At 56.5% G+C, this 24,988-nt stretch carries 27 protein-coding genes; 24 read left to right on the forward strand and 3 right to left on the reverse strand.

Features of this window, described 5'->3' with window-relative positions; all coding sequences use genetic code 11:
• Positions 1 to 44 precede the first annotated feature (44 nt).
• The 3 genes from rplL (at position 45) to rpoC (ending at position 9,123) form a co-directional block, all read left to right on the forward strand.
• On the forward strand, positions 45 to 422 hold the full coding sequence (gene rplL / locus C5750_RS04820) for a 50S ribosomal protein L7/L12 (protein WP_105732676.1): 378 nt from the start codon (positions 45 to 47) through the stop codon (positions 420 to 422).
• A 194-nt stretch (positions 423 to 616) separates the two neighbouring features.
• The gene (rpoB, locus tag C5750_RS04825) at positions 617 to 4,771 is read left to right on the forward strand and encodes a DNA-directed RNA polymerase subunit beta (protein WP_105732677.1); all 4,155 of its coding nucleotides are present in this window, start codon (positions 617 to 619) and stop codon (positions 4,769 to 4,771) included.
• A 143-nt stretch (positions 4,772 to 4,914) separates the two neighbouring features.
• Entirely contained in the window at positions 4,915 to 9,123 is a 4,209-nt protein-coding gene (gene rpoC / locus C5750_RS04830) for a DNA-directed RNA polymerase subunit beta' (RefSeq protein ID WP_105732678.1), read from the forward strand.
• A gap of 57 nt (positions 9,124 to 9,180) precedes the next feature.
• Here the strand turns inward: rpoC and C5750_RS04835 are convergent, their stop codons facing one another.
• The 3 genes from C5750_RS04835 to C5750_RS04845 all read right to left on the reverse strand — a co-directional run bounded on the left by C5750_RS04835 (position 9,181) and on the right by C5750_RS04845 (position 12,184).
• The gene (locus tag C5750_RS04835; protein ID WP_105732679.1) at positions 9,181 to 9,933 is read right to left on the reverse strand and encodes a CPBP family intramembrane glutamic endopeptidase; all 753 of its coding nucleotides are present in this window, start codon (positions 9,931 to 9,933) and stop codon (positions 9,181 to 9,183) included.
• 202 nt (positions 9,934 to 10,135) lie between these two features.
• A complete protein-coding gene (locus C5750_RS04840) occupies positions 10,136 to 10,417 on the reverse strand; it encodes a hypothetical protein (RefSeq protein WP_105732680.1) in 282 nt (93 codons plus the stop codon).
• Positions 10,418 to 10,441: 24 nt separating this feature from the next.
• Positions 10,442 to 12,184 carry an ATP-binding cassette domain-containing protein gene (locus C5750_RS04845; RefSeq protein WP_130502059.1) on the reverse strand — a complete coding sequence of 581 codons (1,743 nt, stop codon included), beginning with the start codon at positions 12,182 to 12,184 and terminating at the stop codon, positions 10,442 to 10,444.
• Between the two features lie 690 nt (positions 12,185 to 12,874).
• Here C5750_RS04845 and rpsL point away from each other — a divergent pair.
• From rpsL to rplF, 21 genes are all read left to right on the forward strand, one after another.
• Positions 12,875 to 13,246: a 30S ribosomal protein S12 gene (rpsL, locus tag C5750_RS04855; RefSeq protein ID WP_008121760.1), complete on the forward strand. Its 372-nt coding sequence runs from the start codon at positions 12,875 to 12,877 to the stop codon at positions 13,244 to 13,246.
• A gap of 60 nt (positions 13,247 to 13,306) precedes the next feature.
• Positions 13,307 to 13,777, forward strand: a complete 471-nt coding sequence (gene rpsG / locus C5750_RS04860) for a 30S ribosomal protein S7 (protein ID WP_105732683.1) — start codon at positions 13,307 to 13,309, stop codon at positions 13,775 to 13,777.
• Between the two features lie 33 nt (positions 13,778 to 13,810).
• On the forward strand, positions 13,811 to 15,898 hold the full coding sequence (gene fusA / locus C5750_RS04865) for an elongation factor G (protein ID WP_105732684.1): 2,088 nt from the start codon (positions 13,811 to 13,813) through the stop codon (positions 15,896 to 15,898).
• 65 nt (positions 15,899 to 15,963) lie between these two features.
• Positions 15,964 to 17,139: an elongation factor Tu gene (tuf, locus tag C5750_RS04870; RefSeq protein ID WP_105732669.1), complete on the forward strand. Its 1,176-nt coding sequence runs from the start codon at positions 15,964 to 15,966 to the stop codon at positions 17,137 to 17,139.
• A gap of 62 nt (positions 17,140 to 17,201) precedes the next feature.
• On the forward strand, positions 17,202 to 17,510 hold the full coding sequence (gene rpsJ, locus C5750_RS04875; RefSeq protein ID WP_008124902.1) for a 30S ribosomal protein S10: 309 nt from the start codon (positions 17,202 to 17,204) through the stop codon (positions 17,508 to 17,510).
• 25 nt (positions 17,511 to 17,535) lie between these two features.
• On the forward strand, positions 17,536 to 18,273 hold the full coding sequence (gene rplC / locus C5750_RS04880) for a 50S ribosomal protein L3 (protein WP_105732685.1): 738 nt from the start codon (positions 17,536 to 17,538) through the stop codon (positions 18,271 to 18,273).
• Complete coding sequence (gene rplD / locus C5750_RS04885) at positions 18,273 to 18,893, forward strand: 50S ribosomal protein L4 (RefSeq protein ID WP_105732686.1); 621 nt, start codon at positions 18,273 to 18,275, stop codon at positions 18,891 to 18,893. The genes rplC and rplD overlap by 1 nt, the downstream gene beginning before the upstream one ends.
• Complete coding sequence (locus C5750_RS04890) at positions 18,890 to 19,183, forward strand: 50S ribosomal protein L23 (RefSeq protein ID WP_105732687.1); 294 nt, start codon at positions 18,890 to 18,892, stop codon at positions 19,181 to 19,183. The genes rplD and C5750_RS04890 overlap by 4 nt, the downstream gene beginning before the upstream one ends.
• A gap of 20 nt (positions 19,184 to 19,203) precedes the next feature.
• Positions 19,204 to 20,037 (forward strand): 50S ribosomal protein L2, encoded by an 834-nt coding sequence (rplB, locus tag C5750_RS04895; protein ID WP_105732688.1) that lies wholly within the window; start codon positions 19,204 to 19,206, stop codon positions 20,035 to 20,037.
• 15 nt (positions 20,038 to 20,052) lie between these two features.
• Positions 20,053 to 20,331 (forward strand): 30S ribosomal protein S19, encoded by a 279-nt coding sequence (rpsS, locus tag C5750_RS04900; protein ID WP_008124912.1) that lies wholly within the window; start codon positions 20,053 to 20,055, stop codon positions 20,329 to 20,331.
• 2 nt (positions 20,332 to 20,333) lie between these two features.
• Positions 20,334 to 20,723, forward strand: coding sequence for a 50S ribosomal protein L22 (rplV, locus tag C5750_RS04905; RefSeq protein ID WP_008124914.1), 390 nt, complete (start codon positions 20,334 to 20,336; stop codon positions 20,721 to 20,723).
• Entirely contained in the window at positions 20,723 to 21,430 is a 708-nt protein-coding gene (gene rpsC, locus C5750_RS04910) for a 30S ribosomal protein S3 (RefSeq protein ID WP_105732689.1), read from the forward strand. The genes rplV and rpsC overlap by 1 nt, the downstream gene beginning before the upstream one ends.
• 41 nt (positions 21,431 to 21,471) lie before the next feature.
• On the forward strand, positions 21,472 to 21,885 hold the full coding sequence (gene rplP, locus C5750_RS04915; protein ID WP_091877000.1) for a 50S ribosomal protein L16: 414 nt from the start codon (positions 21,472 to 21,474) through the stop codon (positions 21,883 to 21,885).
• A 12-nt stretch (positions 21,886 to 21,897) separates the two neighbouring features.
• The gene (gene rpmC / locus C5750_RS04920; protein ID WP_105732690.1) at positions 21,898 to 22,098 is read left to right on the forward strand and encodes a 50S ribosomal protein L29; all 201 of its coding nucleotides are present in this window, start codon (positions 21,898 to 21,900) and stop codon (positions 22,096 to 22,098) included.
• 11 nt (positions 22,099 to 22,109) lie between these two features.
• Entirely contained in the window at positions 22,110 to 22,352 is a 243-nt protein-coding gene (gene rpsQ, locus C5750_RS04925; protein ID WP_099999158.1) for a 30S ribosomal protein S17, read from the forward strand.
• 84 nt (positions 22,353 to 22,436) lie between these two features.
• Entirely contained in the window at positions 22,437 to 22,805 is a 369-nt protein-coding gene (gene rplN / locus C5750_RS04930) for a 50S ribosomal protein L14 (RefSeq protein WP_008124924.1), read from the forward strand.
• Positions 22,806 to 22,816: 11 nt separating this feature from the next.
• Positions 22,817 to 23,131, forward strand: a complete 315-nt coding sequence (gene rplX, locus C5750_RS04935) for a 50S ribosomal protein L24 (RefSeq protein WP_105732691.1) — start codon at positions 22,817 to 22,819, stop codon at positions 23,129 to 23,131.
• Complete coding sequence (rplE, locus tag C5750_RS04940; protein ID WP_105732692.1) at positions 23,124 to 23,687, forward strand: 50S ribosomal protein L5; 564 nt, start codon at positions 23,124 to 23,126, stop codon at positions 23,685 to 23,687. The genes rplX and rplE overlap by 8 nt, the downstream gene beginning before the upstream one ends.
• Positions 23,688 to 23,712: 25 nt before the next feature.
• A complete protein-coding gene (rpsN, locus tag C5750_RS04945; protein WP_105732693.1) occupies positions 23,713 to 24,018 on the forward strand; it encodes a 30S ribosomal protein S14 in 306 nt (101 codons plus the stop codon).
• A 12-nt stretch (positions 24,019 to 24,030) separates the two neighbouring features.
• The gene (gene rpsH, locus C5750_RS04950) at positions 24,031 to 24,429 is read left to right on the forward strand and encodes a 30S ribosomal protein S8 (protein WP_091876988.1); all 399 of its coding nucleotides are present in this window, start codon (positions 24,031 to 24,033) and stop codon (positions 24,427 to 24,429) included.
• A 25-nt stretch (positions 24,430 to 24,454) separates the two neighbouring features.
• Complete coding sequence (gene rplF, locus C5750_RS04955; protein ID WP_105732694.1) at positions 24,455 to 24,988, forward strand: 50S ribosomal protein L6; 534 nt, start codon at positions 24,455 to 24,457, stop codon at positions 24,986 to 24,988.

Below are 24,988 nucleotides of genomic sequence, written 5' to 3' on the forward strand. Positions count from 1 at the left end.
CGTTCTCGCTGTCAATATATCGAACCTTGTAAAGGAAAACCAAAATGACTGATCTCGCAAAGATCGTAGACGACCTGTCCAACCTGACCGTTCTGGAAGCTGCTGAACTTTCGAAGCTTCTGGAAGAGAAGTGGGGCGTTTCTGCTGCTGCTCCTGTTGCTGTTGCTGCTGCCGCTGGCGGCGGTGCAGCTGCTGCAGCCGTTGAAGAAAAGACTGAATTCGACGTCGTTCTGACCGATGCCGGCGCTAACAAGATCAACGTGATCAAGGAAGTCCGCGCAATCACCGGTCTCGGCCTCAAGGAAGCCAAGGACCTCGTTGAAGCTGCTCCCAAGCCAGTCAAGGAAGCTGCTACGAAGGACGAAGCTGACAAGATCAAGGCACAGCTCGAAGCAGCTGGCGCCAAGGTTGAACTGAAGTAAGTCTAGCATTTTTGGCGGGCAGGGCGACAAGCCCTGTCCGCTGATCTGCCCTTTTTGGGCAACCCGGTACCGAACCCTTTTCCTGACGGCAATTCCGATGCTTTCAGGAAACGGGTTTTGTCCCGTTCACGGGGCCGCAAAAGCGGTTTTAAGAAACATGCCAGTTTCCGCTGGCGCAAAGACGAGGAGCGACGATGGCTCAGACCCATACTTTTAACGGTCGTAGGCGCGTACGCAAGTTTTTCGGTAAGATCCCTGAAGTCGCAGAGATGCCGAACCTCATCGAGGTTCAGAAGGCTTCCTACGATCAGTTCCTCATGGTTGAGGAACCGAAAGGCGGGCGTCTTGATGAAGGTCTGCAGGCTGTGTTCAAGTCTGTGTTCCCGATCCAGGATTTCTCCGGCGCTTCCATGCTTGAATTCGTCAAGTATGAATTTGAAGCTCCAAAATTCGACGTTGACGAATGCCGTCAGCGCGATCTGACCTATGCTGCACCGCTGAAAGTCACGCTGCGTCTGATCGTGTTCGATATTGACGAGGATACGGGCGCCAAGTCGATCAAGGACATCAAGGAACAGGACGTTTACATGGGCGACATGCCGCTCATGACCGATAACGGCACGTTCATCGTCAACGGTACCGAGCGCGTCATCGTTTCGCAGATGCACCGGTCGCCGGGCGTTTTCTTCGATCACGACAAGGGCAAGACCCATTCGTCGGGCAAGCTGCTGTTTGCCGCGCGCGTCATTCCTTACCGCGGTTCCTGGCTTGACATCGAGTTCGATGCCAAGGACGTGGTCTATGCGCGTATCGACCGCCGCCGCAAGATTCCTGCGACATCGCTTTTGATGGCGCTGGGCATGGACAGCGAAGAAATCCTGTCGACGTTCTACAATTCGCTGATGTTCAGCCGTGACGGCGACACCTGGCGCATTCCGTTCTCCGTCGACCGTTTCCGCGGGTTCAAGGCGACAACAGACGTTATCGATGCCGATACCGGTGAAGTCATTCTCGAGTCCGGCAAGAAGCTGACCGCCCGTGCGGCCAAGCAGCTTGCTGAAAAGGGCCTGAAGTTCATCAAGGCAACGGAAGACGACCTGTTCGGCATGTATCTGGCCGAAGACATCGTCAACATGGAAACCGGTGAAGTCTATCTCGAAGCCGGTGACGAGCTGGACGAGAAGACCCTCAAGGTTCTGCTCGATACCGGTGTAGCCGAGATCAACGTTCTCGATATCGACCATGTCAATATCGGACCGTATATCCGCAACACGCTGGCCGTCGACAAGAACGAGAGCCGTCAGGACGCGCTGTTCGACATCTACCGCGTCATGCGTCCAGGTGAGCCGCCGACAATCGACTCGGCCGAAGCCATGTTCAAGTCGCTGTTCTTCGACAGCGAGCGCTATGATCTCTCGGCTGTTGGCCGCGTGAAGATGAACATGCGTCTCGACCTGAACGCGGAAGACACCGTCCGCATCCTGCGCAAGGAAGACATCCTTGCCGTGGTCAAGATGCTGGTCGATCTGCGCGATGGCCGCGGTGAAATCGACGACATCGACAATCTCGGCAACCGCCGTGTACGCTCGGTCGGCGAATTGATGGAAAACCAGTACCGCGTTGGCCTGCTCCGCATGGAGCGCGCCATCAAGGAACGCATGTCGTCCATCGAAATCGACACCGTGATGCCGCAGGACCTGATCAATGCGAAGCCGGCAGCTGCTGCCGTTCGCGAATTCTTCGGCTCCTCGCAGCTGTCGCAGTTCATGGATCAGACCAACCCGCTTTCGGAAATCACCCACAAGCGCCGTCTTTCGGCACTTGGACCTGGTGGTCTGACCCGTGAGCGTGCCGGCTTCGAAGTCCGCGACGTGCATCCGACGCATTACGGCCGTATCTGCCCGATTGAAACGCCTGAAGGCCCGAACATCGGTCTGATCAACTCGCTCGCAACCTTTGCCCGGGTCAACAAGTACGGCTTCATCGAAAGCCCGTACCGCCGGATCGTTGACGGCAAGGTCACGGACGATGTCGTCTATCTCTCGGCCATGGAAGAAGCCAAGTATCACGTGGCGCAGGCCAATGTGGAACTCGACGCTTCCGGCGCCTTCACGGACGAATTCGTTGTCTGCCGCCATGCGGGTGAAGTTCTGATGGCTCCGCGTGAAAACGTGGATCTGATGGACGTGTCGCCGAAGCAGCTCGTATCGGTTGCCGCAGCGCTCATTCCGTTCCTGGAAAACGACGACGCCAACCGCGCTCTGATGGGCTCGAACATGCAGCGTCAGGCCGTTCCTCTGGTTCGTGCGGAAGCGCCGTTCGTCGGTACCGGCATGGAGCCGATCGTTGCCCGTGACTCCGGCGCCGCCATCGGCGCACGCCGCACAGGTATCGTCGATCAGGTCGATGCAACGCGTATCGTTATCCGTGCGACGGAAGATCTCGTACCGGGCAAATCAGGCGTCGATATCTACCGCCTGATGAAGTTCCAGCGTTCGAACCAGAACACCTGCATCAACCAGCGTCCGCTGGTGCGTGTTGGCGACCGGATCGAAAAGGGCGACATCATTGCCGACGGTCCTTCGACGGATCTGGGCGATCTGGCGCTTGGCCGCAACGTGCTCGTCGCGTTCATGCCGTGGAATGGCTACAACTACGAAGACTCCATCCTTCTGTCTGAAAAGATCGTTTCGGATGACGTCTTCACCTCGATCCACATCGAGGAGTTCGAAGTCATGGCCCGCGATACGAAGCTTGGACCGGAAGAAATCACGCGCGACATTCCGAACGTTTCGGAAGAAGCCCTGAAGAACCTGGACGAAGCCGGTATTGTCTACATCGGTGCGGAAGTTCAGCCGGGCGATATTCTCGTCGGCAAGATCACGCCGAAGGGCGAAAGCCCGATGACGCCGGAAGAGAAGCTTCTGCGTGCCATCTTCGGTGAAAAGGCTTCCGATGTCCGTGACACCTCGATGCGCATGCCGCCCGGGACTTACGGTACAGTTGTGGAAGTTCGCGTTTTCAACCGCCACGGCGTTGAAAAGGACGAACGCGCCATGGCGATCGAGCGCGAGGAAATCGAGCGTCTGGCCAAGGACCGCGACGACGAACAGGCTATTCTTGACCGCAACGTCTATGGCCGTCTGGCTGACGTTCTCAATGGCAAGCCTGCCGTTGCCGGACCGAAGTCGTTCAAGAAGGGCACCGTTGTCACGACGGAAGTCATGGGTGAACACCCGCGCTCCCAGTGGTGGCAGTTTGCCGTCGAGGACGAGAAGCTTCAGGGCGAGATCGAAGCTCTGCGCAACCAGTACGACGACTCCAAGAAGCTGCTCGAACAGCGTTTCATGGACAAGGTCGAAAAGGTACAGCGCGGCGACGAGATGCCTCCGGGCGTCATGAAGATGGTCAAGGTCTTCGTTGCTGTGAAGCGCAAGATCCAGCCAGGCGACAAGATGGCCGGCCGTCACGGCAACAAGGGTGTTGTCTCGCGTATTGCCGCCGTTGAAGACATGCCGTTCCTCGAAGACGGAACGCATGTGGACATCGTGCTCAATCCGCTTGGCGTGCCAAGCCGCATGAACGTTGGCCAGATTCTGGAAACGCATCTGGGCTGGGCCTGTGCCGGAATGGGCAAGAAGATCGGCGATCTGATCGAAGCCTACAAGGCGCAGCATGCTGCAAGCGGGCAGGGCGACATCCAGCCGCTGCGGGCGACGATCGAGTCGATCATCCCCGACAACGACCGCAACGAGCCAGTGCGCAACTATGACGACGAGAGCATCGTGCGTCTTGGTGAGCAGATGAAGCGCGGCGTGTCGATTGCAACGCCGGTGTTTGACGGTGCGCATGAGCCGGACATCAATGTGATGCTGGAACAGGCGGGTCTGAAGGCTTCCGGTCAGTCGACGCTGTATGACGGACGTACGGGTGAAACTTTCGATCGTCAGGTGACTGTCGGCTACATCTATATGCTGAAGCTGCACCACCTGGTCGACGACAAGATCCACGCCCGTTCGATCGGACCTTACTCGCTCGTCACGCAGCAGCCTCTGGGTGGTAAAGCCCAGTTCGGCGGCCAGCGCTTCGGTGAAATGGAGGTCTGGGCCCTGGAAGCATACGGTGCGGCATACACGCTGCAGGAAATGCTCACGGTCAAGTCCGATGACGTCGCCGGCCGTACCAAGGTCTATGAAGCGATCGTCCGCGGTGACGATACGTTCGAGGCCGGTATTCCCGAGAGCTTCAACGTTCTCGTCAAGGAAATGCGTTCGCTCGGTCTCAATGTCGAGCTGGACGATACACGCCAGCAGGACCAGCAGCAGGCCTTGCCTGACGCGGCAGAGTAGAAAAGTTGGGGTGCGCGGCTTGCCGCGCACCCGACCATTTTGTTTCGAGCCGCTGCAGAAGCGGCATTTGATCTAGATGGACCCGCGACGGCGGATCATTCCATCGCAAGCAGAGGGCAATTTTTGCCCCATGGAGAAACGGCATGAACCAAGAGGTCATGAATCTTTTCAATCCTCAGGTGCCTGTACAGGCATTCGATTCCATCCGGATTTCGATCGCCAGCCCTGAGAAGATTCTGTCCTGGTCATACGGTGAGATCAAGAAGCCGGAGACGATCAACTACCGCACGTTTAAGCCGGAGCGGGATGGTCTCTTCTGCGCTCGGATCTTCGGGCCGATCAAGGACTATGAATGCTTGTGCGGTAAGTACAAGCGCATGAAATACAAGGGCATCATCTGCGAAAAGTGCGGCGTGGAAGTAACGCTGTCGCGCGTTCGCCGTGAGCGCATGGGCCATATCGAACTCGCAGCTCCGGTTGCGCATATCTGGTTCCTGAAGTCTCTGCCAAGCCGTATCGGCACATTGCTCGACATGACCCTCAAGGGTATCGAGCGCGTTCTCTATTTCGAGAACTACATCGTGACCGAACCCGGCCTGACATCCCTGAAAGAGCATCAGCTGCTTTCAGAAGAAGAATACATGATCGCTGTCGATGAGTTCGGTGAAGATTCCTTCACGGCACTGATCGGCGCGGAAGCTATTCATGAGCTTCTGGCTTCCATGGATCTGGAGAAGATTGCCGGCGACCTGCGGGAAGAGCTGGCAACGACAACGTCGGACCTGAAGCAGAAGAAGCTGATGAAGCGTCTGAAGATCGTCGAAAACTTCCTGGAATCGGGTAACCGTCCGGAATGGATGATCATGAAGATCGTTCCGGTCATTCCGCCGGACCTGCGCCCGCTCGTTCCGCTGGATGGCGGCCGCTTTGCGACATCCGATCTCAACGACCTCTATCGTCGCGTGATCAACCGCAACAACCGTCTGAAGCGCCTGATCGAACTGCGCGCGCCCGGCATCATCATCCGCAACGAGAAGCGCATGCTTCAGGAATCGGTTGATGCGCTGTTCGACAACGGCCGCCGCGGCCGCGTCATCACCGGCGCCAACAAGCGTCCGCTGAAGTCGCTGTCCGACATGCTCAAGGGCAAGCAGGGCCGCTTCCGCCAGAACCTGCTCGGCAAGCGCGTCGACTATTCCGGCCGTTCGGTCATCGTGACCGGTCCGGAGCTGAAGCTGCACCAGTGCGGTCTGCCGAAGAAGATGGCGCTCGAACTGTTCAAGCCGTTCATCTACGCCCGTCTCGACGCCAAGGGTTACTCCTCGACCGTCAAGCAGGCGAAGAAGCTGGTTGAAAAGGAAAAGCCAGAAGTCTGGGATATTCTCGACGAGGTCATCCGCGAGCATCCGGTTCTTTTGAACCGTGCGCCGACGCTGCACCGTCTTGGCATCCAGGCATTCGAACCCACCCTGATCGAAGGCAAGGCAATCCAGTTGCATCCGCTCGTCTGTACCGCTTTCAACGCGGACTTCGACGGCGACCAGATGGCTGTTCACGTTCCGCTTTCTCTGGAAGCGCAGCTTGAAGCCCGCGTTCTGATGATGTCGACGAACAACATCTTGCACCCCGCCAACGGTCTGCCGGTTATCGTTCCGTCGCAGGACATGGTTCTGGGCCTGTATTATCTGTCGATCGTTGCGGCCAAAGAGCCGGGCGAAGGCATGGCCTTTGCCGATATGGGCGAGCTTCACCATGCCATTGGCAGCGGTGCTGTGACCCTGCACACCAAGATCAAGGGCCGCTTCAAGAGCATTGATGCGGACGGCAAGCCGACATCGAAGATCTACGAGACCACGCCTGGCCGTATGATCATCGGCGAACTGCTGCCGAAGCACCACAACGTGCCTTTCGACATCTGCAACCAGGAAATGACCAAGAAGAACATCTCCAAGATGATCGACACGGTCTATCGCCACTGCGGACAGAAAGAGACGGTCATTTTCTGCGACCGCATCATGCAGCTCGGTTTCTCCCATGCCTGCCGCGCCGGTATTTCCTTCGGCAAGGACGACATGGTCATTCCGGAAACCAAGGCGAAGCTCGTTGCCGAGACCGAAGCTTTGGCGACCGAATATGAGCAGCAGTACAATGACGGCCTGATCACCCAGGGCGAGAAGTACAACAAGGTCGTTGACGCCTGGGGCAAGTGCACCGAGAAGGTCGCCGACGAAATGATGGCCCGCATTAAGGCTGTCGAGTTCGATCCTGTCACTGGCCGCCAGAAGCAGATGAACTCGATCTACATGATGTCGCACTCGGGTGCCCGCGGTTCGCCGAACCAGATGCGCCAGCTGGGCGGTATGCGCGGACTGATGGCCAAGCCTTCGGGCGAAATCATCGAAACGCCGATCATTTCGAACTTCAAGGAAGGCCTGACCGTGAACGAGTACTTCAACTCGACCCACGGTGCCCGTAAGGGTCTTGCCGATACCGCCTTGAAGACGGCCAACTCCGGTTACCTGACACGCCGTCTGGTTGACGTCGCGCAGGATTGCATTGTCATCTCGGTGGATTGCGGCACGACAACGGGCCTCACCATGCAGCCGATCGTCGATGCCGGCCAGGTCGTTGCGACCCTCGGTCAGCGCGTCCTCGGCCGCACGGCACTCGAAGACATCCTGCATCCGGTTTCCGGCGACGTTCTGGTCACCGGCGGCAACATCATCGACGAGTTCGATGTGGATGCCATCGAGAAGGCCGGCGTCCAGTCCATCCGCATCCGTTCGGCTCTCACCTGTGAGACCCGCGGCGGCATCTGCGCCAAGTGCTACGGCCGCGATCTGGCCCGTGGTACGCCGGTCAACCAGGGTGAAGCTGTCGGCGTTATCGCCGCGCAGTCGATCGGTGAGCCGGGCACGCAGCTGACGATGCGTACGTTCCACCTTGGTGGTACGGCGCAGGTTGTGGATCAGTCGTTCCTCGAAGCCAGCTATGAAGGCACGGTGCAGATCCGTAACCGCAACGTGGTGCGCAACTCCGACGGCCATCTGGTCGTCATGGGCCGCAACATGGCTGTTATCATCCTCGATGCGACAGGCAAGGAACGGGCGACACACCGCGTCACCTACGGTTCGCGCATCTATGTCGATGATGGCGATACGGTAAAGCGCGGCCAGCGTGTGGCCGAGTGGGATCCGTACACCCGTCCGGTCATGACGGAAGTCGAAGGTCATGTCGAATTCGAAGACATGGTCGACGGTCTTTCCGTTTCGGAAACGACGGACGAATCCACCGGCATCACCAAGCGCGTGGTCATCGACTGGCGTTCGACCCCGCGCGGTTCGGATCTCAAGCCTGCCATCGTCGTCAAGGACAAGGCCGGCAAGGTTCTCAAACTGGCAAAGGGCGGCGATGCACGCTTCCAGCTGTCGGTTGAATCGATCCTGTCGGTTGAACCCGGTTCGCACGTGAAGGCGGGTGACGTTCTTGCCCGTATTCCGATGGAAAGCGCCAAGACCAAGGACATCACCGGTGGTCTGCCGCGCGTTGCGGAACTGTTCGAAGCCCGCCGTCCGAAGGACCATGCGATCATCGCCGAAATCGATGGTACGGTTCGCTTCGGCCGCGACTACAAGAACAAGCGCCGCATCGTCATCGAACCGAACGACGAGACGCTCGAGCCTGTCGAATATCTGATCCCCAAGGGCAAGCCTTTCCATCTTCAGGATGGCGATGCGATCGAAAAGGGCGATTACATCCTCGACGGCAACCCGGCGCCGCATGACATTCTGGCCATCAAGGGCGTGGAAGCACTCGCTTCGTATCTCGTCAATGAAATCCAGGAAGTCTATCGTCTGCAGGGCGTTCTGATCAACGACAAGCACATTGAAGTGATTGTCCGCCAGATGCTGCAGAAGGTCGAAATCACCGAATCCGGTGACACGGGCTTCATCGCCGGTGACCATGTCGACCGGATCGAGCTGGACGAGATCAACGAACGTCTCGAGGAAGATGGCAAGAAGCCGGGCTATGGTACGCCGGTTCTCCTGGGTATCACCAAGGCTTCGCTGCAGACGCCGTCCTTCATCTCGGCTGCCTCCTTCCAGGAAACGACACGCGTCCTCACGGAAGCGGCTGTTGCCGGCAAGATGGATGCGCTGCAGGGCCTGAAGGAAAACGTCATCGTTGGCCGTCTGATCCCGGCCGGTACGGGCGGCACGGTCAAGCAGATCCGCCGCATTGCCGGTGCCCGCGACGAACTGATCATCGACGAACGCCGCAAGGAAAGCGGTGCCGGTGCTGCCAAGGCCGACGCCATGCTGACCGACATGACAGGCACCCCGGCCGAATAAGCCGGGTGCCCATGACGACATTGAAAAGGCCGCCTTTCGGGGCGGCCTTTTTGTCTATCAGGGCAGGCTGAAACCGAGAGCCTGCAGGCTGAGCTCGATGCCTCTTTGATTGCCCGCATACCAGAGAAACAGCAGCGTCTGCAGCGGAATGCAATTGATGATGGCGTGCAGCAGAATGGGCCAGAAAATCGCCCCGCTTTTCAATCTCAGCCATCCCGTGCAAAAGGCAGCGGGAAGGGTGACAATGAAGCTGAAAACACCCGTCTCGGCTGATATGTGCATGAATGAAAAGGCCAGACCCGTCGCGATCACGACGGCGGTATTGGAAAACCCCAATGCCTGGCCGCGTGAGAAGAGCAGCCCGCGAAAGCCGAGTTCTTCGGTTAGGGGTACGGCGAGACTTTTGACAATCAGCAGCATCCACAGGGCATTCCACGGCGGAACGGATCCCATATGGAAACCGAGATGAAACACAGCGTCGAGCGCAACGTAGATCGCGCATGGCATCAAGGGGACGATCAGGATGATGGGCAGAAACGACCAGTGAAACTGTCCGAACCTGAGAAGGCTCCGCACGCGCAAGCCGAAAACGGGAAACAGGTGCGATAAAACACCTGCCGTCATCACCGCTTCCAGCACCGCGTTGAGAAAGGCGAACAGCGTTATATATTGCGGGCTTTCCCCATGAAGCGCGTAAATCCAGGCGTCATAATCGATGAGCCTGATCATGATGAGGAACAGATCCGCAGTCACATAGGCAACCGACTTTGCCAGGGGAACGATGCCGACGATCATGAAGAGCGTGAGCATCCATGCGGTTCTGCGGGATGTATTGCCTGAACCGGATTGTTCCACCTTGATGCCCCGCACGACCTCGTGATCCGGGGACTTATCGATCCGATACGCCGGGCCCCTTAAACAGGTGCACAATTACGCCAACGGCACGCCCGGGGCTATACTCCTTTATTCCTATAGCTCGCCAGCAATATACGGGAACAGACCGTGCAAGGCGCTATTGATCAAACTCGATCAGCGCGGCCTGGCCGGTGAGGGCGGTCTTCCAGGCGGACAGGTGGGGTTCTTCCTCCGGCTCGCTTGTCAGCGTGCCGATCTCCAGGAGTTCTGCCTCTTCATAGCCTTCATTGGCCAGAATCTGCAGGGCCGTTTCAACCAGCCCGTCGGCATCGTCATTCATCAGCAGAACATGCACCTGCAGCGGCTCTTCCTCGCCCTTCTTCCAGACGTCGGCAACGATGAGGTGGACTGTTTTCGGTTCGGGATTATCTGTTGGCATAGAATTGATTCCAGAGTTTGATCGTCATTCTGTCTGTAATGAAATCGTACCATTTATGAAATCAGAATATTCTTTCGAGTTGAGCAGGTCGCCATGTGTTCCGCAACGTATTTTGCCCGGGCCAATCATATAGAGAACAGCATCATTCGGCGCGATAAGCTCCATATCGTGGGTGACGATGATTGCGGTCTGTTTGTTTTTCCGATTGCTTAATGCCTTGATCACGCGTGATCTGTTTACTTCATCAAGTGCGGCTGTCGGCTCATCCAACAGCAAGAGATGGGACGGCTTCAGGAGCGCGCGAGCAAGGGAGATGCGTTGCTTCTCGCCACCGGACAATCTGCTGCCGCGCTCCCCCACGGTCGGCTCGTTTTCATTCCGGTGCCGCTTTACAACCTCACTCAATCCCAGTTCGGCCATCACGGCTTCAATAGCGGCATGAGGGGCGTCTGAGCCGAGTGCAATATTTTCTGTGATGGTCAGATCGAACAGCAGACAATCCTGATACGCCACGGCGATACCATTTCTGAATGCTTCTGCGTTGGTTTCGGTCACCTCGACGTTTTCTATATTGAAATGCCCGCTCGACGCTGGGACCAGGCATGCAAGAACACGCAAAAGGCTGCTCTTGCCAGCTCCCGATGGGCCGACGATATACAGACGGCTGGCCGCAGGAACGGAGAGGTTCAACCCCGAAATGACGGGTGTCGCATTGATTGTAACGCCCAGATCGCGTAAATCCAGCGACCAGGGACCGCTCGAGACCGGCAGGTCGACACACTGAGAAGCCGGAACAGGGTTTTCGGCTAGAAGCCGCATCAGGAGAGTGGCTTCTCCGGCTGCCGCATGCATTTCGCGATAGACGCGAGCCAAGGTTTCCACTGGTTGCAGCAGGCGGATAATATATGTGTTGATCAACACAAGTTCGCCAACCGTGAGCGAGCCCGTCGAAACATCTAATGCGCCGCGCCATAGAACCCAGATCACGACGCCGCCGAATATGATCGTTTGCAGCACGCCATAATAGACCCGCTGGGTGAACGTCACTTTCCAGTGCGCGTCGTTCAGCTTCAGCCGCTTGTTGAGCTGTTCCATGATTACCGAACGCAAATTTGCTTGCTGGACCTGATCAACATTGACAATGGCATCGAGGCCATAGGTCCATGCCTCGGTGCCGCTTTCCATGGCGTTTTCCGTTGCCACCCGAATGCGTTCCGCCGACAGATTCGCCAAGTAGCCATACAGGCAAAGAGCGGCGATCAGCACCGCTGCAATCCATGGATCCACCATGAACGCAATCACGAAGGCTGCGATGATGAGCTCAACGATCGTCGGTGCAACGGAAAAGGCAAGGCTGGATGTAATATCCCGTACAGCGTCGAGACCTTTCTCAACGATCCGGCCAATCTCGTGCGAACTATGCTGCCGCATGACTTGATAGGGGAGAGACAGTGCATGGCTGAAGACGTGCAATGTGAGGTGCCGCTGCAAACGGAGATTGAATGGTCCGAATGTCAGCCATTCGAATTGAGAAATGATGGAGGCGATCAGCAGGCTGACGGAAAATGCAAGAATGAGAGATATGCCCGATTCTATGTCACTTCCCTCCGATAGGCGATCAATGCCCTTGGCGAACAGTATCGGAATGGCAGACATTGCCGCGCTGACTATGGTAATTGTGCCGATCAAAACAGGTAATAGTACAAACTGCCTCTCATTTTTAAATACTAGTAAAAATGCATACTTGAATACGGTGGATTCATTCACGGAATTTTCCCGTTATGTATGTAGTATATTGTTACAATCAAATTTAATTAAGCCACATTGCCTCATTTTAAGTCATTTCTCTATGAGACTAACGTATAGTATACATCGTAGCGTTGTTTAATAACCCTTGGCTTCAGACGATTGCCAAGGATCGGCCCCTGCGGCTGACGTCTATGCCGTTTAGCTAGTGCAAGAATGCGTGGAAGGTCATGATTCTGGCTGTCCTGCGACTCGCCGGCGCTGCCTGTTGCCGCGATGGTCAAAATCGCTGTGCAGAAAGAGAAATTTAACTTGAATTAACTGCAGTCCGGCGAAACAATCTTACCATCAGGCCGCAAAGTGCCCCGAAACGCTCCAATCCTTAATAAAATTTGGAGTTCAGGCTTGACGTGGAGCAGGGGACAAAGTATCAGCAGCACATCTGAGCCGATGTGAGATTGGCTGTTTCGGAGCGACACGCTCTGGAGTTCATCTCAAACAGGGTTCGTTTTACGATCGAAATGCAATTTGCCGCTCGCATGAAGCTTATAAGGCTTCCTCTGCTTTTATTCGGGCAACCACCCTCGCGGTGGTTTAGTTGCCCGAATTCGTGCATGAGCATGGCGCTGAAACGGCCCTGACGGGCGAAGATACGAGATTTGTGCCGAAGCGCGTGCGCTTTGATACGCATTACCAAAGAGGGAAGGTTGAATGCCTACCGTAAACCAGTTGATCCGCAAGCCGCGCACTGCGCCGGTAAAGCGCAATAAAGTTCCTGCCCTGCAGGAAAACCCGCAGAAGCGCGGCGTTTGCACCCGCGTCTATACGACGACCCCGAAGAAGCCGAACTCGGCTCTGCGTAAGGTTGCCAAGGTGCGTCTGACGAATGGCTTCGAAGTGATCGGATACATTCCAGGTGAGGGCCACAACCTTCAGGAACACTCTGTCGTGATGATCCGCGGCGGCCGTGTCAAGGATTTGCCGGGCGTTCGTTATCACATCATCCGTGGTGTTCTCGATACGCAGGGCGTCAAGAACCGTAAGCAGCGCCGTTCCAAGTACGGTGCAAAGCGTCCGAAGTAAGATTTTCCGGGACTTTGGCCACCAGGTAGGTCAACCCGATGCAGATAAGAGACAAAAAGTATGTCCAGACGCCATAGTGCAGAAAAGCGTGAGATCAATCCCGATCCTAAGTTCGGCGATCTCGTTCTGACCAAGTTCATGAATGCAGTCATGCATCATGGCAAGAAGTCGATCGCTGAGCGTATCGTTTACGGTGCGCTTGAGTCGGTTGAAGCCAAGAGCAAGCAGGAGCCGGTTGCCCTGTTCCATCAGGCCCTCGACAATGTTGCGCCGCACGTCGAAGTGCGTTCGCGCCGTGTTGGTGGTGCAACATACCAGGTTCCGGTCGATGTTCGTCCAGAGCGTCGCCAGGCTCTTGCCATCCGTTGGCTGATCAATGCTGCCCGTGGCCGCAACGAGACCACGATGATTGATCGCCTGTCCGGCGAACTCCTGGATGCGGCAAACAACCGTGGCTCGGCTGTGAAGAAGCGTGAAGACACGCATCGCATGGCAGAAGCCAACCGCGCATTCTCGCATTACCGCTGGTAATCGTCGAAACCCTATTCTTGAAGGCACCATATCATGGCCCGCGAATATAAAATCGAAGACTACCGTAATTTCGGTATTATGGCGCACATCGACGCCGGCAAGACGACGACGACCGAGCGTATTCTCTATTACACCGGCAAGTCGCACAAAATCGGTGAAGTCCATGATGGCGCTGCAACCATGGATTGGATGGAGCAGGAACAGGAACGTGGCATCACGATCACGTCCGCTGCAACCACCACCTATTGGACCGGCCGCGATGGCAAGAAGCGTCGCTTCAACATCATCGACACACCAGGTCACGTCGACTTCACGATTGAAGTCGAGCGCTCGCTGCGCGTTCTCGACGGTGCGATTGCACTGCTCGATGCCAATGCCGGCGTAGAGCCGCAGACGGAAACCGTTTGGCGCCAGGCCGAGAAGTATCATGTCCCGCGCATGATCTTCGTCAACAAGATGGACAAGACCGGCGCCGATTTCGATCGCTGCGTTGAAATGGTCAAGACCCGTCTTGGTGCCAAGGCTGTTGTCATGCAGCTGCCGATCGGTGCAGAGACAGAATTCAAGGGCGTCGTCGATCTGATCGAAATGAAGGCTCTGGTCTGGCGCGATGAGCAGCTGGGTGCGCAGTGGGATGTCGTTGAGATCCCTGCTGATCTGCAAGCCAAGGCTGAAGAATACCGCGAAAAGCTGATCGAAGCTGCCGTTGAAGTCGATGAAGCTGCGATGGAAGCGTATCTGGAAGGCAACATGCCTGACAATGACGCTCTGCGCGCTTTGATCCGCACCGGCACCTGCCGCGTTGAATTCCACCCGGTATTCTGCGGTTCGGCGTTCAAGAACAAGGGCGTACAGCCTCTGCTCGACGGTGTTGTCGAATTCCTGCCTTCGCCGGTTGATGTTCCCGCGATCAAGGGTATCGACCCGAAGACCGATGGCGAGACAACCCGCAAGTCCTCGGATGAAGAGCCTCTGTCGATGCTCGCATTCAAGATCATGAACGATCCGTTCGTTGGTTCGCTGACTTTCTGCCGCATCTATTCCGGCAAGCTGACCAAGGGCGTTTCGCTCGACAACACAGTCAAGAACAAGCGCGAACGTATCGGCCGTATGCTGCAGATGCATTCCAACTCGCGTGAAGACATTGAAGAAGCGTTTGCCGGCGACATCGTTGCTCTGGCAGGCCTGAAAGAAACAACGACAGGTGACACGCTCTGCGATCCGCTGAAGCCGGTTATCCTGGAACGCATGGAATTCCCAGATCCGGTTATCGAAATCGCGATCGAGCCGAAGACCAAGGCCGACCAGGAAAAGATGGGCATTGCGCTGAACCGTCTTGCTGCTGAAGATCCTTCATTCCGCGTCAAGTCGGATGAAGAGTCGGGTCAGACAATCATCGCCGGCATGGGCGAACTTCATCTCGACATTCTCGTTGACCGTATGCGTCGCGAGTTCAAGGTCGAGGCGAATGTCGGTCAGCCGCAGGTTGCCTACCGTGAATCGATCACACGCAAGAAGGAACAGGACTACACCCACAAGAAGCAGTCGGGTGGTTCGGGTCAGTTCGCTCGTGTCAAGATCATCTTCGAACCCCACGATGGCGACGATTTCATCTTCGAATCGAAGATCGTCGGCGGCTCTGTACCGAAGGAATACATTCCGGGCGTTCAGAAGGGTATTGAAAGCGTCATGGGTGCGGGTCCGCTCGCAGGCTTCCCGATGCTCGGCGTGAAAGCCACGCTGATCGACGGTGCCTACCATGATGTCGACTCGTCGGTTCTGGCATTCGAAATCGCAGGCCGTGCGGCATTCCGCGAAGCTGCCCGCGAAGCCGGTGCCCAGCTGCTCGAGCCGATCATGAAGGTCGAAGTTGTAACGCCTGAAGATTATGTCGGTGACGTAATCGGCGATCTGAATTCACGTCGTGGTCAGATTTCGGGCACTGAAGCCCGTGGCATTGCTACGGTCGTCAATGCAAACGTGCCGCTGGCCAACATGTTTGGTTATGTGAACACGCTGCGTTCGATGAGCCAGGGTCGTGCACAGTACACGATGCAGTTTGATCACTACGAACCTGTTCCGACAGCAGTCGCGCAGGAAATTCAGAAGAAGTTTGCGTAACCCTGACGGTTGCGCGTGACAGTTGAGTTAAGCCTGAGCAGGCGAACATATAACGGAGAGCTCAGATGGCTAAGAGCAAGTTTGAACGTAACAAGCCACACGTCAACATCGGCACGATTGGTCACGTTGACCATGGCAAGACGTCGTTGACGGCAGCGATTACGAAGTATTTTGGTGAGTTCAAGGCGTACGACCAGATCGACGCTGCGCCGGAAGAAAAGGCGCGCGGCATCACCATTTCGACGGCGCACGTTGAGTATGAGACGGCAGCGCGCCACTACGCGCACGTCGATTGCCCCGGCCACGCCGACTATGTGAAGAACATGATCACCGGTGCGGCGCAGATGGACGGCGCGATCCTGGTTGTATCGGCCGCCGACGGCCCGATGCCGCAGACGCGCGAGCACATCCTGCTTGCCCGCCAGGTTGGCGTTCCGGCGATCGTGGTTTTCCTGAACAAGGTCGACCAGGTTGACGATGCCGAGCTTCTGGAACTGGTTGAACTGGAAGTGCGCGAACTTCTGTCGAAGTACGACTTCCCGGGCGACGATGTGCCGATCGTCAAGGGTTCGGCTCTGGCTGCGCTTGAAGACAGCAACAAGGAAATCGGCGAAGACGCGGTGCGCGCGCTGATGGCGGAAGTCGACAAGTACATTCCGACGCCGGAACGTCCGGTTGACCAGCCGTTCCTGATGCCGATCGAAGACGTGTTCTCGATCTCGGGCCGTGGTACGGTTGTGACGGGCCGCGTTGAACGCGGGATCGTCAAGGTCGGCGAAGAAGTTGAAATCATCGGCATCAAGCCGACGACGAAGACGACGGTGACCGGCGTTGAAATGTTCCGCAAGCTGCTCGACCAGGGCCAGGCAGGCGACAACATCGGCGCGCTGATCCGCGGCGTTGGCCGTGAAGACGTCGAGCGCGGCCAGATCCTGGCCAAGCCGGGTTCGGTCAAGCCGCACACGAAGTTCAAGGCAGAAGCCTATATCCTGACGAAGGACGAAGGTGGCCGTCATACGCCATTCTTCTCCAACTACCGTCCGCAGTTCTACTTCCGCACGACCGACGTGACGGGCGTGGTGACGCTGCCGGAAGGCACGGAAATGGTCATGCCCGGCGACAACATCTCGGTTGATGTGACGCTGATCGTGCCGATCGCAATGGAAGAGAAGCTGCGCTTCGCTATCCGTGAAGGTGGCCGCACCGTCGGTGCAGGCATCGTCGCTTCGATCATTGAATAATATTAAGGTTTTATGCAGAGGCGCCTGCTATAGGCGTCTCCGCTAAACAAGGAAAAGATGAAATGAACGGTCAAAACATCCGCATTCGCCTCAAGGCGTTTGATCATCGGATCCTTGACGATTCGACGCGGGAAATCGTGTCGACTGCCAAGCGTACCGGTGCCAATGTGCGCGGACCGATCCCGCTTCCTACGCGGATCGAGAAGTTCACAGTAAACCGCTCGCCGCACATCGACAAGAAGAGCCGCGAACAGTTCGAGATGCGCACTCATAAGCGTCTTCTCGATATCGTAGACCCAACCCCGCAGACAGTAGACGCGCTGATGAAGCTCGATCTTTCCGCTGGTGTTGATGTCGAGATCAAGCTGTAAGGCTTGAGGACGGAAGGACGAACCGATGCGTTCAGGTGTAATTGCACAGAAGCTGGGCATGACTCGCGTCTACAATGACGCAGGCGAGCATGTACCTGTGACAGTTCTTCGTATGGAGAATTGCCATGTCGTGGCTCAGCGTACAGTCGAGAAGAATGGCTACACAGCTGTTCAGCTCGGTGTTGGACTGGCCAAAGTAAAGAATACAACGCAGGCATTGCGCGGTCATTTCGCGAAGGCCTCCGTTGAGCCAAAGGCGAAAGTGGCTGAGTTCCGCGTTTCTGCCGACAACCTTCTGGATGTCGGTGTTGAGATCACGGCCGAGCATTTCGTTGCTGGTCAGAAGGTTGATGTGACGGGTACGTCGATCGGTAAAGGTTTTGCCGGTTCGATGAAGCGCCACAACTTCGGTGGTCACCGCGCCACACACGGTAACTCGGTAACACACCGCGCTCACGGTTCGACCGGTCAGCGCCAGGATCCGGGTAAAGTGTTCAAGGGCAAGAAGATGGCCGGTCACATGGGTCAGACCCGCGTGACGACCCAGAACATCGAAGTTGTTTCGACGGATCTGGATCGTGGTCTCATTCTCGTTCGTGGTGCTGTTCCTGGCTCCAAGGGTGCATGGATCCTGGTACGCGATGCCGTCAAGGTAGCGCTGCCGGCAACTGCCCCCAAGCCAGCTGGTGTTCGCCAGGCCGCAAACGCCGCAGCAGCTGTGTCTGATGCAGAAGTAGCTCAGACGACTGAGGGAGCCGTATAATGGATCTCACGATTACAACACTTGAAGGCAAGGACGCCGGCAAGGTGAAGCTCTCGGAAGAGATCTTCGGTCTTGAGCCACGCGACGATATCCTTCAGCGCATGGTCCGTTACCAGCTCGCCCGCAAGCAGCAGGGAACACACAAGGCCAAGGGTCGTTCGGAAATCGCACGCACCGGCGCCAAGATGTACAAGCAGAAGGGTACGGGCCGCGCCCGTCACCATTCGGCACGTGCTCCGCAGTTCCGCGGCGGTGGTAAGGCTCATGGTCCGGTTGTTCACAGCCACGATCACGACCTGCCGAAGAAGGTTCGCGCTCTTGCGCTCCGTCACGCCCTGTCGGCCAAGGTAAAGGCTTCCGAACTCATCATCATCGATGAGCTGGCCGCTACCGAAGCCAAGACAAAGGTACTTGTTTCGCAGTTCGCCAAGCTGGGCTTCGAAAATGCGCTTCTCATCGGCGGTGCCGAGATTGATGCGAATTTCCGCCGCGCTGCTTCGAACATCCCGAACATCGATGTTCTGCCGATCCAGGGCATCAATGTTTATGACATTCTGCGTCGCGGCAAGCTCGTGCTTTCCAAGGCTGCAGTTGAAGCTCTCGAGGAGCGTTTCAAATGACCGATCTTCGCCATTACGACGTGATCGTCAGCCCGGTCATCACCGAAAAGTCGACCCTGGTTTCCGAACATAACCAGGTCGTCTTCAACGTGGCCCGCAAGGCAACGAAGCCGGAAATCAAGGCTGCAGTCGAAGCGCTGTTTCGCGTGAAGGTAACTGCAGTCAACACAACTGTGCGCAAGGGCAAGGTGAAGCGGTTCCGCGGCATCGTCGGGCGCCAGAGTGATGTCAAGAAAGCAATCGTGACGCTTGCCGAAGGGCAGTCGATCGATGTTTCGACTGGTCTCTGAGGGGCCGTGGAGTAAAGACAATGGCACTCAAACATTATAATCCAACCACACCAAGCCAGCGTCAGCTGGTCATCGTGGACCGTTCGGAGCTCTACAAGGGCAAGCCTGTGAAGGCTCTGACCGAGGGTCTGTCGTCAAAGGGTGGTCGTAACAACTCCGGTCGCGTCACTGCACGCTACCAGGGTGGTGGTCACAAGCGCACATACCGCTTCGTTGATTTCAAGCGCCGCAAGCATGACGTGGCTGCCAAGGTTGAACGCCTTGAATACGATCCGAACCGGACCGCATTCATTGCTCTCATCCGCTACGAAGACGGCGAGCTGAGCTACATCCTGGCTCCGCAGCGTCTGGCTGTTGGCGACAGCGTTATCGCTGGCGCACAGACCGACGTGAAGCCAGGCAATGCGATGCCATTGTCGTCGATCCCGGTCGGCACCATCATCCACAATGTGGAGATGAAGCCAGGCAAGGGCGGTCAGATCGCCCGTTCCGCCGGTACCTATGCGCAGCTCGTCGGCCGCGACCAGGGCATGGCCATCCTTCGCCTGAATTCAGGTGAACAGCGCCTCGTCCACGGTTCGTGCTTCGCCACGGTCGGTGCAGTATCCAATCCCGACCATGGCAATATCAGCCTTGGTAAGGCAGGCCGCAGTCGTTGGCTTGGCAAGCGTCCGCACGTTCGCGGTGTTGCCATGAACCCGGTTGATCACCCGCACGGTGGTGGTGAAGGTCGTACGTCAGGTGGTCGTCATCCTGTTTCTCCGTGGGGCAAGCCCACGAAGGGCAAGAAGACGCGCTCCAACAAGTCGACGGACAAGTTCATCGCTCGTTCGCGTCATCAGCGCAAGAAGTAAGAGAGGTAGTCTGAAATGGCTCGTTCAGTTTGGAAAGGCCCGTTCATCGATGGCTATCTTCTCAAGAAGGCTGAGAAGGTACGTGAGGGCGGTCGCAGTGAAGTTATCAAGATCTGGAGCCGTCGCTCCACGATCCTGCCACAGTTCGTCGGTCTGACCTTCGGCGTGTACAATGGTAACAAGCATGTGCCGGTTTCGGTCAACGAAGAGATGATCGGACACAAGTTTGGTGAATTCGCTCCGACGCGTACCTATTACGGTCACGGCGCGGACAAGAAAGCGAAGAGGAAATAAAGATGGGCAAGGCTAAGGCTCCGCGCCAGCTTAAGGACAACGAGGCGAAAGCCGTTGCCCGTACGCTCCGTATCAGCCCTCAGAAGCTAAATCTGGTGGCTGCTCTGATCCGTGGCAAGAAGGTTAACGCCGCTCTTGCCGATCTGGAATTTTCGCGCAAGCGGATTGCAGGGACGGTGAAAAAGACTCTCGAATCAGCTATCGCCAACGCAGAGAACAACCATGACCTGGATGTTGATGCTCTGGTTGTTGCTGAAGCCTACGTTGGCAAGTCAATCGTGATGAAGCGTTTCCATGTTCGTGGCCGCGGTCGTGCAAGCCGGATCGAGAAGCCATTCTCGCATCTGACGATCGTTGTCCGCGAAGCTGAGGAAAAAGGGGAGGCCGCATAATGGGCCAGAAGATTAATCCGGTTGGCTTCCGCCTTGGCATCAACCGGACCTGGGACTCGCGTTGGTACGCGAACACAGGTGAATACGGCAAGCTGCTGCATGAAGACCTGAAGATCCGCAAGTATCTGATGGACGAGCTGAAGCAGGCTGCCATTTCCAAGGTGGTGATCGAGCGTCCGCACAAGAAGTGCCGGGTGACGATCCATGCTGCACGTCCAGGTCTGATCATCGGCAAGAAGGGCGCCGATATCGAGAAGCTGCGCCGCAAGCTGTCAGAAATGACAAATGCGGAAACAGCGCTCAATATCGTTGAAGTCCGCAAGCCGGAAACAGACGCAGTCCTGGTTGCGCAGTCCATCGCTCAGCAGCTGGAACGCCGCGTTGCATTCCGCCGTGCCATGAAGCGTGCCGTTCAGTCGGCCATGCGTCTTGGTGCAGAAGGCATTCGTATCAATTGCTCGGGTCGTCTCGGCGGCGCGGAAATTGCGCGTATGGAATGGTACCGTGAAGGTCGCGTGCCTTTGCATACACTTCGTGCCGACATCGACTACGGAACTGCTGAAGCACACACCGCCTACGGCATCTGCGGCGTCAAGGTCTGGGTATTCAAGGGCGAGATCCTTGAGCATGACCCAATGGCCTCCGAACGCCGCGCTGTTGAAGGTGATGGTCATCAGGGTCAGAACCGTCGCCGCGAAAACGCTTAAAATAGCGTCTTTCCGGAAAGAGAATTTTGGAGTAGAGAACAATGCTGCAGCCTAAGCGCACAAAGTTCCGCAAGCAGTTCAAGGGCCGTATCCACGGCGCGTCGAAAGGCGGCACGGATCTTAATTTTGGTGCTTTCGGCCTGAAGGCCCTCGAGCCGAACCGCGTTACCGCGCGTGAGATCGAAGCCGCTCGCCGTGCAATTACCCGTCACATGAAACGTGCCGGCCGTGTGTGGATCCGGATTTTCCCGGATGTGCCCGTAACATCGAAGCCTACCGAAGTCCGCATGGGTAAAGGTAAGGGTTCGGTGGACTACTGGGCATCTCGTGTAGCACCAGGCCGCGTCATGTTTGAACTCGACGGCGTTCCGGAAGACGTGGCTCGTGAGGCTCTTCGCCTTGGTGCTGCCAAGCTTTCGGTCAAGACGCGCTTTATTCAGCGCATCGCAGAATAAGGGGTGGATGCTATGAAATCCGCAGAAGTCCGGGCCTTGAGCCTCGATCAGTTGAATGAAGAGTTGGCTACGCTGAAGAAAGAGCAGTTCAACCTGCGCTTCCAGAAGGCGACTGGCCAGTTGGAAAAAACCGCACGTGTCCGGCAGATCCGCCGTGATATCGCGCGCATCAAGACAGTCGCCCGCCAGAAAGCGGTCGAGAGCAAGGCTTAAGGAAGAAAACCATGCCTAAACGCATTCTGCAGGGCGTTGTCGTCAGCGACAAAAACGACAAGACCGTCGTGGTCAAGGTCGAGCGGCGCTATTCGCACCCGCTCCTCCAGAAGACTGTGCGCCAGTCCAAGAAGTACAAGGCGCACGACGAGAATAACCAGTTCAAGGTCGGCGATGCCGTTTCCATCCAGGAATCGAAGCCGATTTCGAAAGACAAGCGTTGGGTTGTCGTTACAGACGCCCCAGCAAGTTAATATTAATATCTGTATGTAAGTACGCAACAATCGCGAGGGGCAAGGAAAGCCCAGTCCGGTTGAACAAGAAGAAGGCGGCTAGTCATGATTCAGATGCAAACAAACCTCGACGTCGCGGATAATTCCGGCGCACGTCGTGTCATGTGCATCAAGGTGCTGGGCGGCTCGAAGCGGAAATATGCTTCGGTCGGCGACATTATTGTCGTTTCGATCAAGGAAGCAATTCCGCGCGGCCGTGTTAAAAAAGGTGACGTGATGAAGGCGGTGGTTGTTCGTACCGCCAAGGATATCCGTCGCGCGGATGGGAGCGTGATTCGTTTCGACAAGAACGCCGCCGTCCTGATCGACAACAAGAAAGAGCCTATCGGCACGCGTATCTTCGGACCGGTTCCGCGCGAACTCCGCGCAAAGAGCCACATGAAGATCATCTCGCTGGCTCCAGAAGTACTCTAAAGGAGCAGACGATGCAGAAGATCCGTAAAGGCGACCGCGTTGTCGTTCTTGCTGGTAAGGACAAGGGCCGTACCGGCGAAGTAATCAAAGTTTTGCCGAAGGACGAGCAGGCGCTCGTTCGCGGCGTTAATGTTGTCAAGCGTCACCAGAAGCAGACACAGACCCAGGAAGCCGGCATCATTTCGAAAGAAGCGCCGCTCCATCTGTCGAACCTCGCGATCGCCGACCCCAAGGATGGCAAGCCGACCCGCGTTGGCTTCAAGGTTCTTGAAGACGGCAAGAAGGTACGTGTAGCAAAGCGCTCAGGAGACCTGATCGATGGCTAATACCAGTGCAAAGATCGAACCACGCTTGAAGAAGCAGTACCTGGAAGTGGTACGCAAGGACCTTCTCGAGCAGTTCAAATATGACAATGAGATGCAGATTCCGCGCATCACCAAGATTGTCATCAACATGGGCGTTGGTGAAGCGACAGCTGATTCCAAGAAGCCGAGTGTCGCAGCTGAAGATCTGGCATTGATTGCTGGTCAGAAGCCGGTTATTACCCGGGCGCGTAATTCGATCGCTACCTTCAAGGTGCGTGAGAATATGCCGATCGGCACGAAGGTCACCCTTCGTAAAGAGCGCATGTATGAATTCCTGGATCGCCTGATCACGATCGCGCTGCCGCGCGTTCGAGATTTCCGTGGTCTGAACCCGAAGAGCTTTGACGGTCGTGGCAATTTCGCCATGGGCATCAAGGAACACATCGTGTTCCCGGAGATCAACTACGATAAGGTTGATCAGATCTGGGGCATGGACATCATCGTTTGCACGACTGCAAAGACGGATGATGAAGCCCGCGCTCTCCTGCGCGCCTTCAACTTCCCCTTCCGCCAGTAACGGCAAGCGTAGCGAGGTATTTGAAATGGCAAAGACTAGCGCAGTCGAAAAGAACAAGCGCCGTGGTTTGCTCGTCAAGCAGTATGCTGCAAAGCGTGCGCGTTTGAAGGCAATCGTGATGGACCAGTCGCTTCCGCTGGACGAGCGCTTCCGCGCGACGATCCAGCTGGCAGAACTGCCACGGAATTCGACCAAGGTTCGCATTCGCAATCGTTGCGAAGTATCCGGTCGTCCACGCGGTTATTACCGCAAACTGAAAATGTCGCGTATCGCATTGCGCCAGCTGGGTTCGCTCGGCCAGGTGCCCGGCGTCGTGAAGTCGAGCTGGTAAGGGAGAAGACGGATGTCTATGACAGATCCTCTCGGCGATATGCTGACACGTATCCGCAACGCCATCATGCGCAAGAAGGGCAAGGTTTCTACACCTGCTTCCAAGCTGCGCGCCCGCGTTCTGGATGTTCTGCAGTCTGAAGGTTATATCCGCGGGTACAGCCAGGTTGATTTTGAGAACGGCAAGTCCGAGATCGAAATCGAGCTGAAGTACTTTGAAAACGTACCGGTGATCCGTGAGATCACCCGTATTTCGAAGCCAGGCCGCCGCGTTTACGTTTCGGTCAAGTCGATCCCGCAGGTTGCTAACGGTCTTGGTATTTCAATCCTGTCGACGCCGAAGGGCGTGATGGCAGACCACGAGGCACGTGAACAGAATGTCGGCGGCGAATTGCTCTGCCGTATATTCTAATCGCTGGCTGGAAAAGGTTTGAAAAATGTCTCGTATCGGTAAAAAACCAGTGGCAGTCCCGCCAGGCGTAACAGCCAGCGTTGACGGCCAGACCATCAAGGCCAAGGGCCCCAAGGGTGAACTGAGCTTTGTCGCCAACGACGAAGTTCTGGTCAAGTTCGAAGATAATGCCGTTCGCGTTGATCCGCGTGACAGCAGCAAGACCGCCCGGTCGAAGTGGGGCATGAGCCGCACGATGATCGTCAACATCTTCACGGGTGTTAAGGACGGTTTTGAAAAGCGCCTTGAGATCAACGGCGTTGGTTATCGTGCGGCCATGCAGGGCAAGAACCTGCAGCTGTCGCTCGGTTTCAGCCACGAAGTGATCTATGACGTACCAGCTGGCATCACAGTTGCTGTACCGAAGCCGACGGAAATCGTCGTCACGGGCATCGACAAGCAGCAGGTCGGCCAGGTCGCCGCTGAGATCCGCGAATATCGTGGTCCAGAACCCTACAAGGGCAAGGGCGTTAAATATGCGGGCGAGAAGATCGTTCGCAAAGAAGGTAAGAAGAAGTAA

The sequence above is a fragment of the Phyllobacterium myrsinacearum genome (assembly GCF_002980555.1).
GTDB lineage: Bacteria > Pseudomonadota > Alphaproteobacteria > Rhizobiales > Rhizobiaceae > Phyllobacterium > Phyllobacterium myrsinacearum.

What these genes read in the sequence shown, in the direction of transcription:
- rplF (WP_105732694.1), top strand. Translation starts at nt 24,455, where the DNA reads ATGTCTCGTATCGGTAAAAAACCAGTGGCAGTCCCGCCAGGCGTAACA.
- rpsG (WP_105732683.1), top strand. Translation starts at nt 13,307, where the DNA reads ATGTCCAGACGCCATAGTGCAGAAAAGCGTGAGATCAATCCCGATCCT.
- rpsN (WP_105732693.1), top strand. Translation starts at nt 23,713, where the DNA reads ATGGCAAAGACTAGCGCAGTCGAAAAGAACAAGCGCCGTGGTTTGCTC.
- rpoC (WP_105732678.1), top strand. Translation starts at nt 4,915, where the DNA reads ATGAACCAAGAGGTCATGAATCTTTTCAATCCTCAGGTGCCTGTACAG.
- rpsC (WP_105732689.1), top strand. Translation starts at nt 20,723, where the DNA reads ATGGGCCAGAAGATTAATCCGGTTGGCTTCCGCCTTGGCATCAACCGG.
- rplX (WP_105732691.1), top strand. Translation starts at nt 22,817, where the DNA reads ATGCAGAAGATCCGTAAAGGCGACCGCGTTGTCGTTCTTGCTGGTAAG.
- rpsL (WP_008121760.1), top strand. Translation starts at nt 12,875, where the DNA reads ATGCCTACCGTAAACCAGTTGATCCGCAAGCCGCGCACTGCGCCGGTA.
- rplL (WP_105732676.1), top strand. Translation starts at nt 45, where the DNA reads ATGACTGATCTCGCAAAGATCGTAGACGACCTGTCCAACCTGACCGTT.
- rpmC (WP_105732690.1), top strand. Translation starts at nt 21,898, where the DNA reads ATGAAATCCGCAGAAGTCCGGGCCTTGAGCCTCGATCAGTTGAATGAA.
- rplE (WP_105732692.1), top strand. Translation starts at nt 23,124, where the DNA reads ATGGCTAATACCAGTGCAAAGATCGAACCACGCTTGAAGAAGCAGTAC.
- C5750_RS04835 (WP_105732679.1), bottom strand. Translation starts at nt 9,933, where the DNA reads ATGCTCACGCTCTTCATGATCGTCGGCATCGTTCCCCTGGCAAAGTCG.
- rpoB (WP_105732677.1), top strand. Translation starts at nt 617, where the DNA reads ATGGCTCAGACCCATACTTTTAACGGTCGTAGGCGCGTACGCAAGTTT.
- rpsJ (WP_008124902.1), top strand. Translation starts at nt 17,202, where the DNA reads ATGAACGGTCAAAACATCCGCATTCGCCTCAAGGCGTTTGATCATCGG.
- rpsH (WP_091876988.1), top strand. Translation starts at nt 24,031, where the DNA reads ATGTCTATGACAGATCCTCTCGGCGATATGCTGACACGTATCCGCAAC.
- rpsS (WP_008124912.1), top strand. Translation starts at nt 20,053, where the DNA reads ATGGCTCGTTCAGTTTGGAAAGGCCCGTTCATCGATGGCTATCTTCTC.
- rplV (WP_008124914.1), top strand. Translation starts at nt 20,334, where the DNA reads ATGGGCAAGGCTAAGGCTCCGCGCCAGCTTAAGGACAACGAGGCGAAA.
- C5750_RS04890 (WP_105732687.1), top strand. Translation starts at nt 18,890, where the DNA reads ATGACCGATCTTCGCCATTACGACGTGATCGTCAGCCCGGTCATCACC.
- rplD (WP_105732686.1), top strand. Translation starts at nt 18,273, where the DNA reads ATGGATCTCACGATTACAACACTTGAAGGCAAGGACGCCGGCAAGGTG.
- rplP (WP_091877000.1), top strand. Translation starts at nt 21,472, where the DNA reads ATGCTGCAGCCTAAGCGCACAAAGTTCCGCAAGCAGTTCAAGGGCCGT.
- rplN (WP_008124924.1), top strand. Translation starts at nt 22,437, where the DNA reads ATGATTCAGATGCAAACAAACCTCGACGTCGCGGATAATTCCGGCGCA.
- rplB (WP_105732688.1), top strand. Translation starts at nt 19,204, where the DNA reads ATGGCACTCAAACATTATAATCCAACCACACCAAGCCAGCGTCAGCTG.
- rpsQ (WP_099999158.1), top strand. Translation starts at nt 22,110, where the DNA reads ATGCCTAAACGCATTCTGCAGGGCGTTGTCGTCAGCGACAAAAACGAC.
- C5750_RS04840 (WP_105732680.1), bottom strand. Translation starts at nt 10,417, where the DNA reads ATGCCAACAGATAATCCCGAACCGAAAACAGTCCACCTCATCGTTGCC.
- rplC (WP_105732685.1), top strand. Translation starts at nt 17,536, where the DNA reads ATGCGTTCAGGTGTAATTGCACAGAAGCTGGGCATGACTCGCGTCTAC.
- tuf (WP_105732669.1), top strand. Translation starts at nt 15,964, where the DNA reads ATGGCTAAGAGCAAGTTTGAACGTAACAAGCCACACGTCAACATCGGC.
- fusA (WP_105732684.1), top strand. Translation starts at nt 13,811, where the DNA reads ATGGCCCGCGAATATAAAATCGAAGACTACCGTAATTTCGGTATTATG.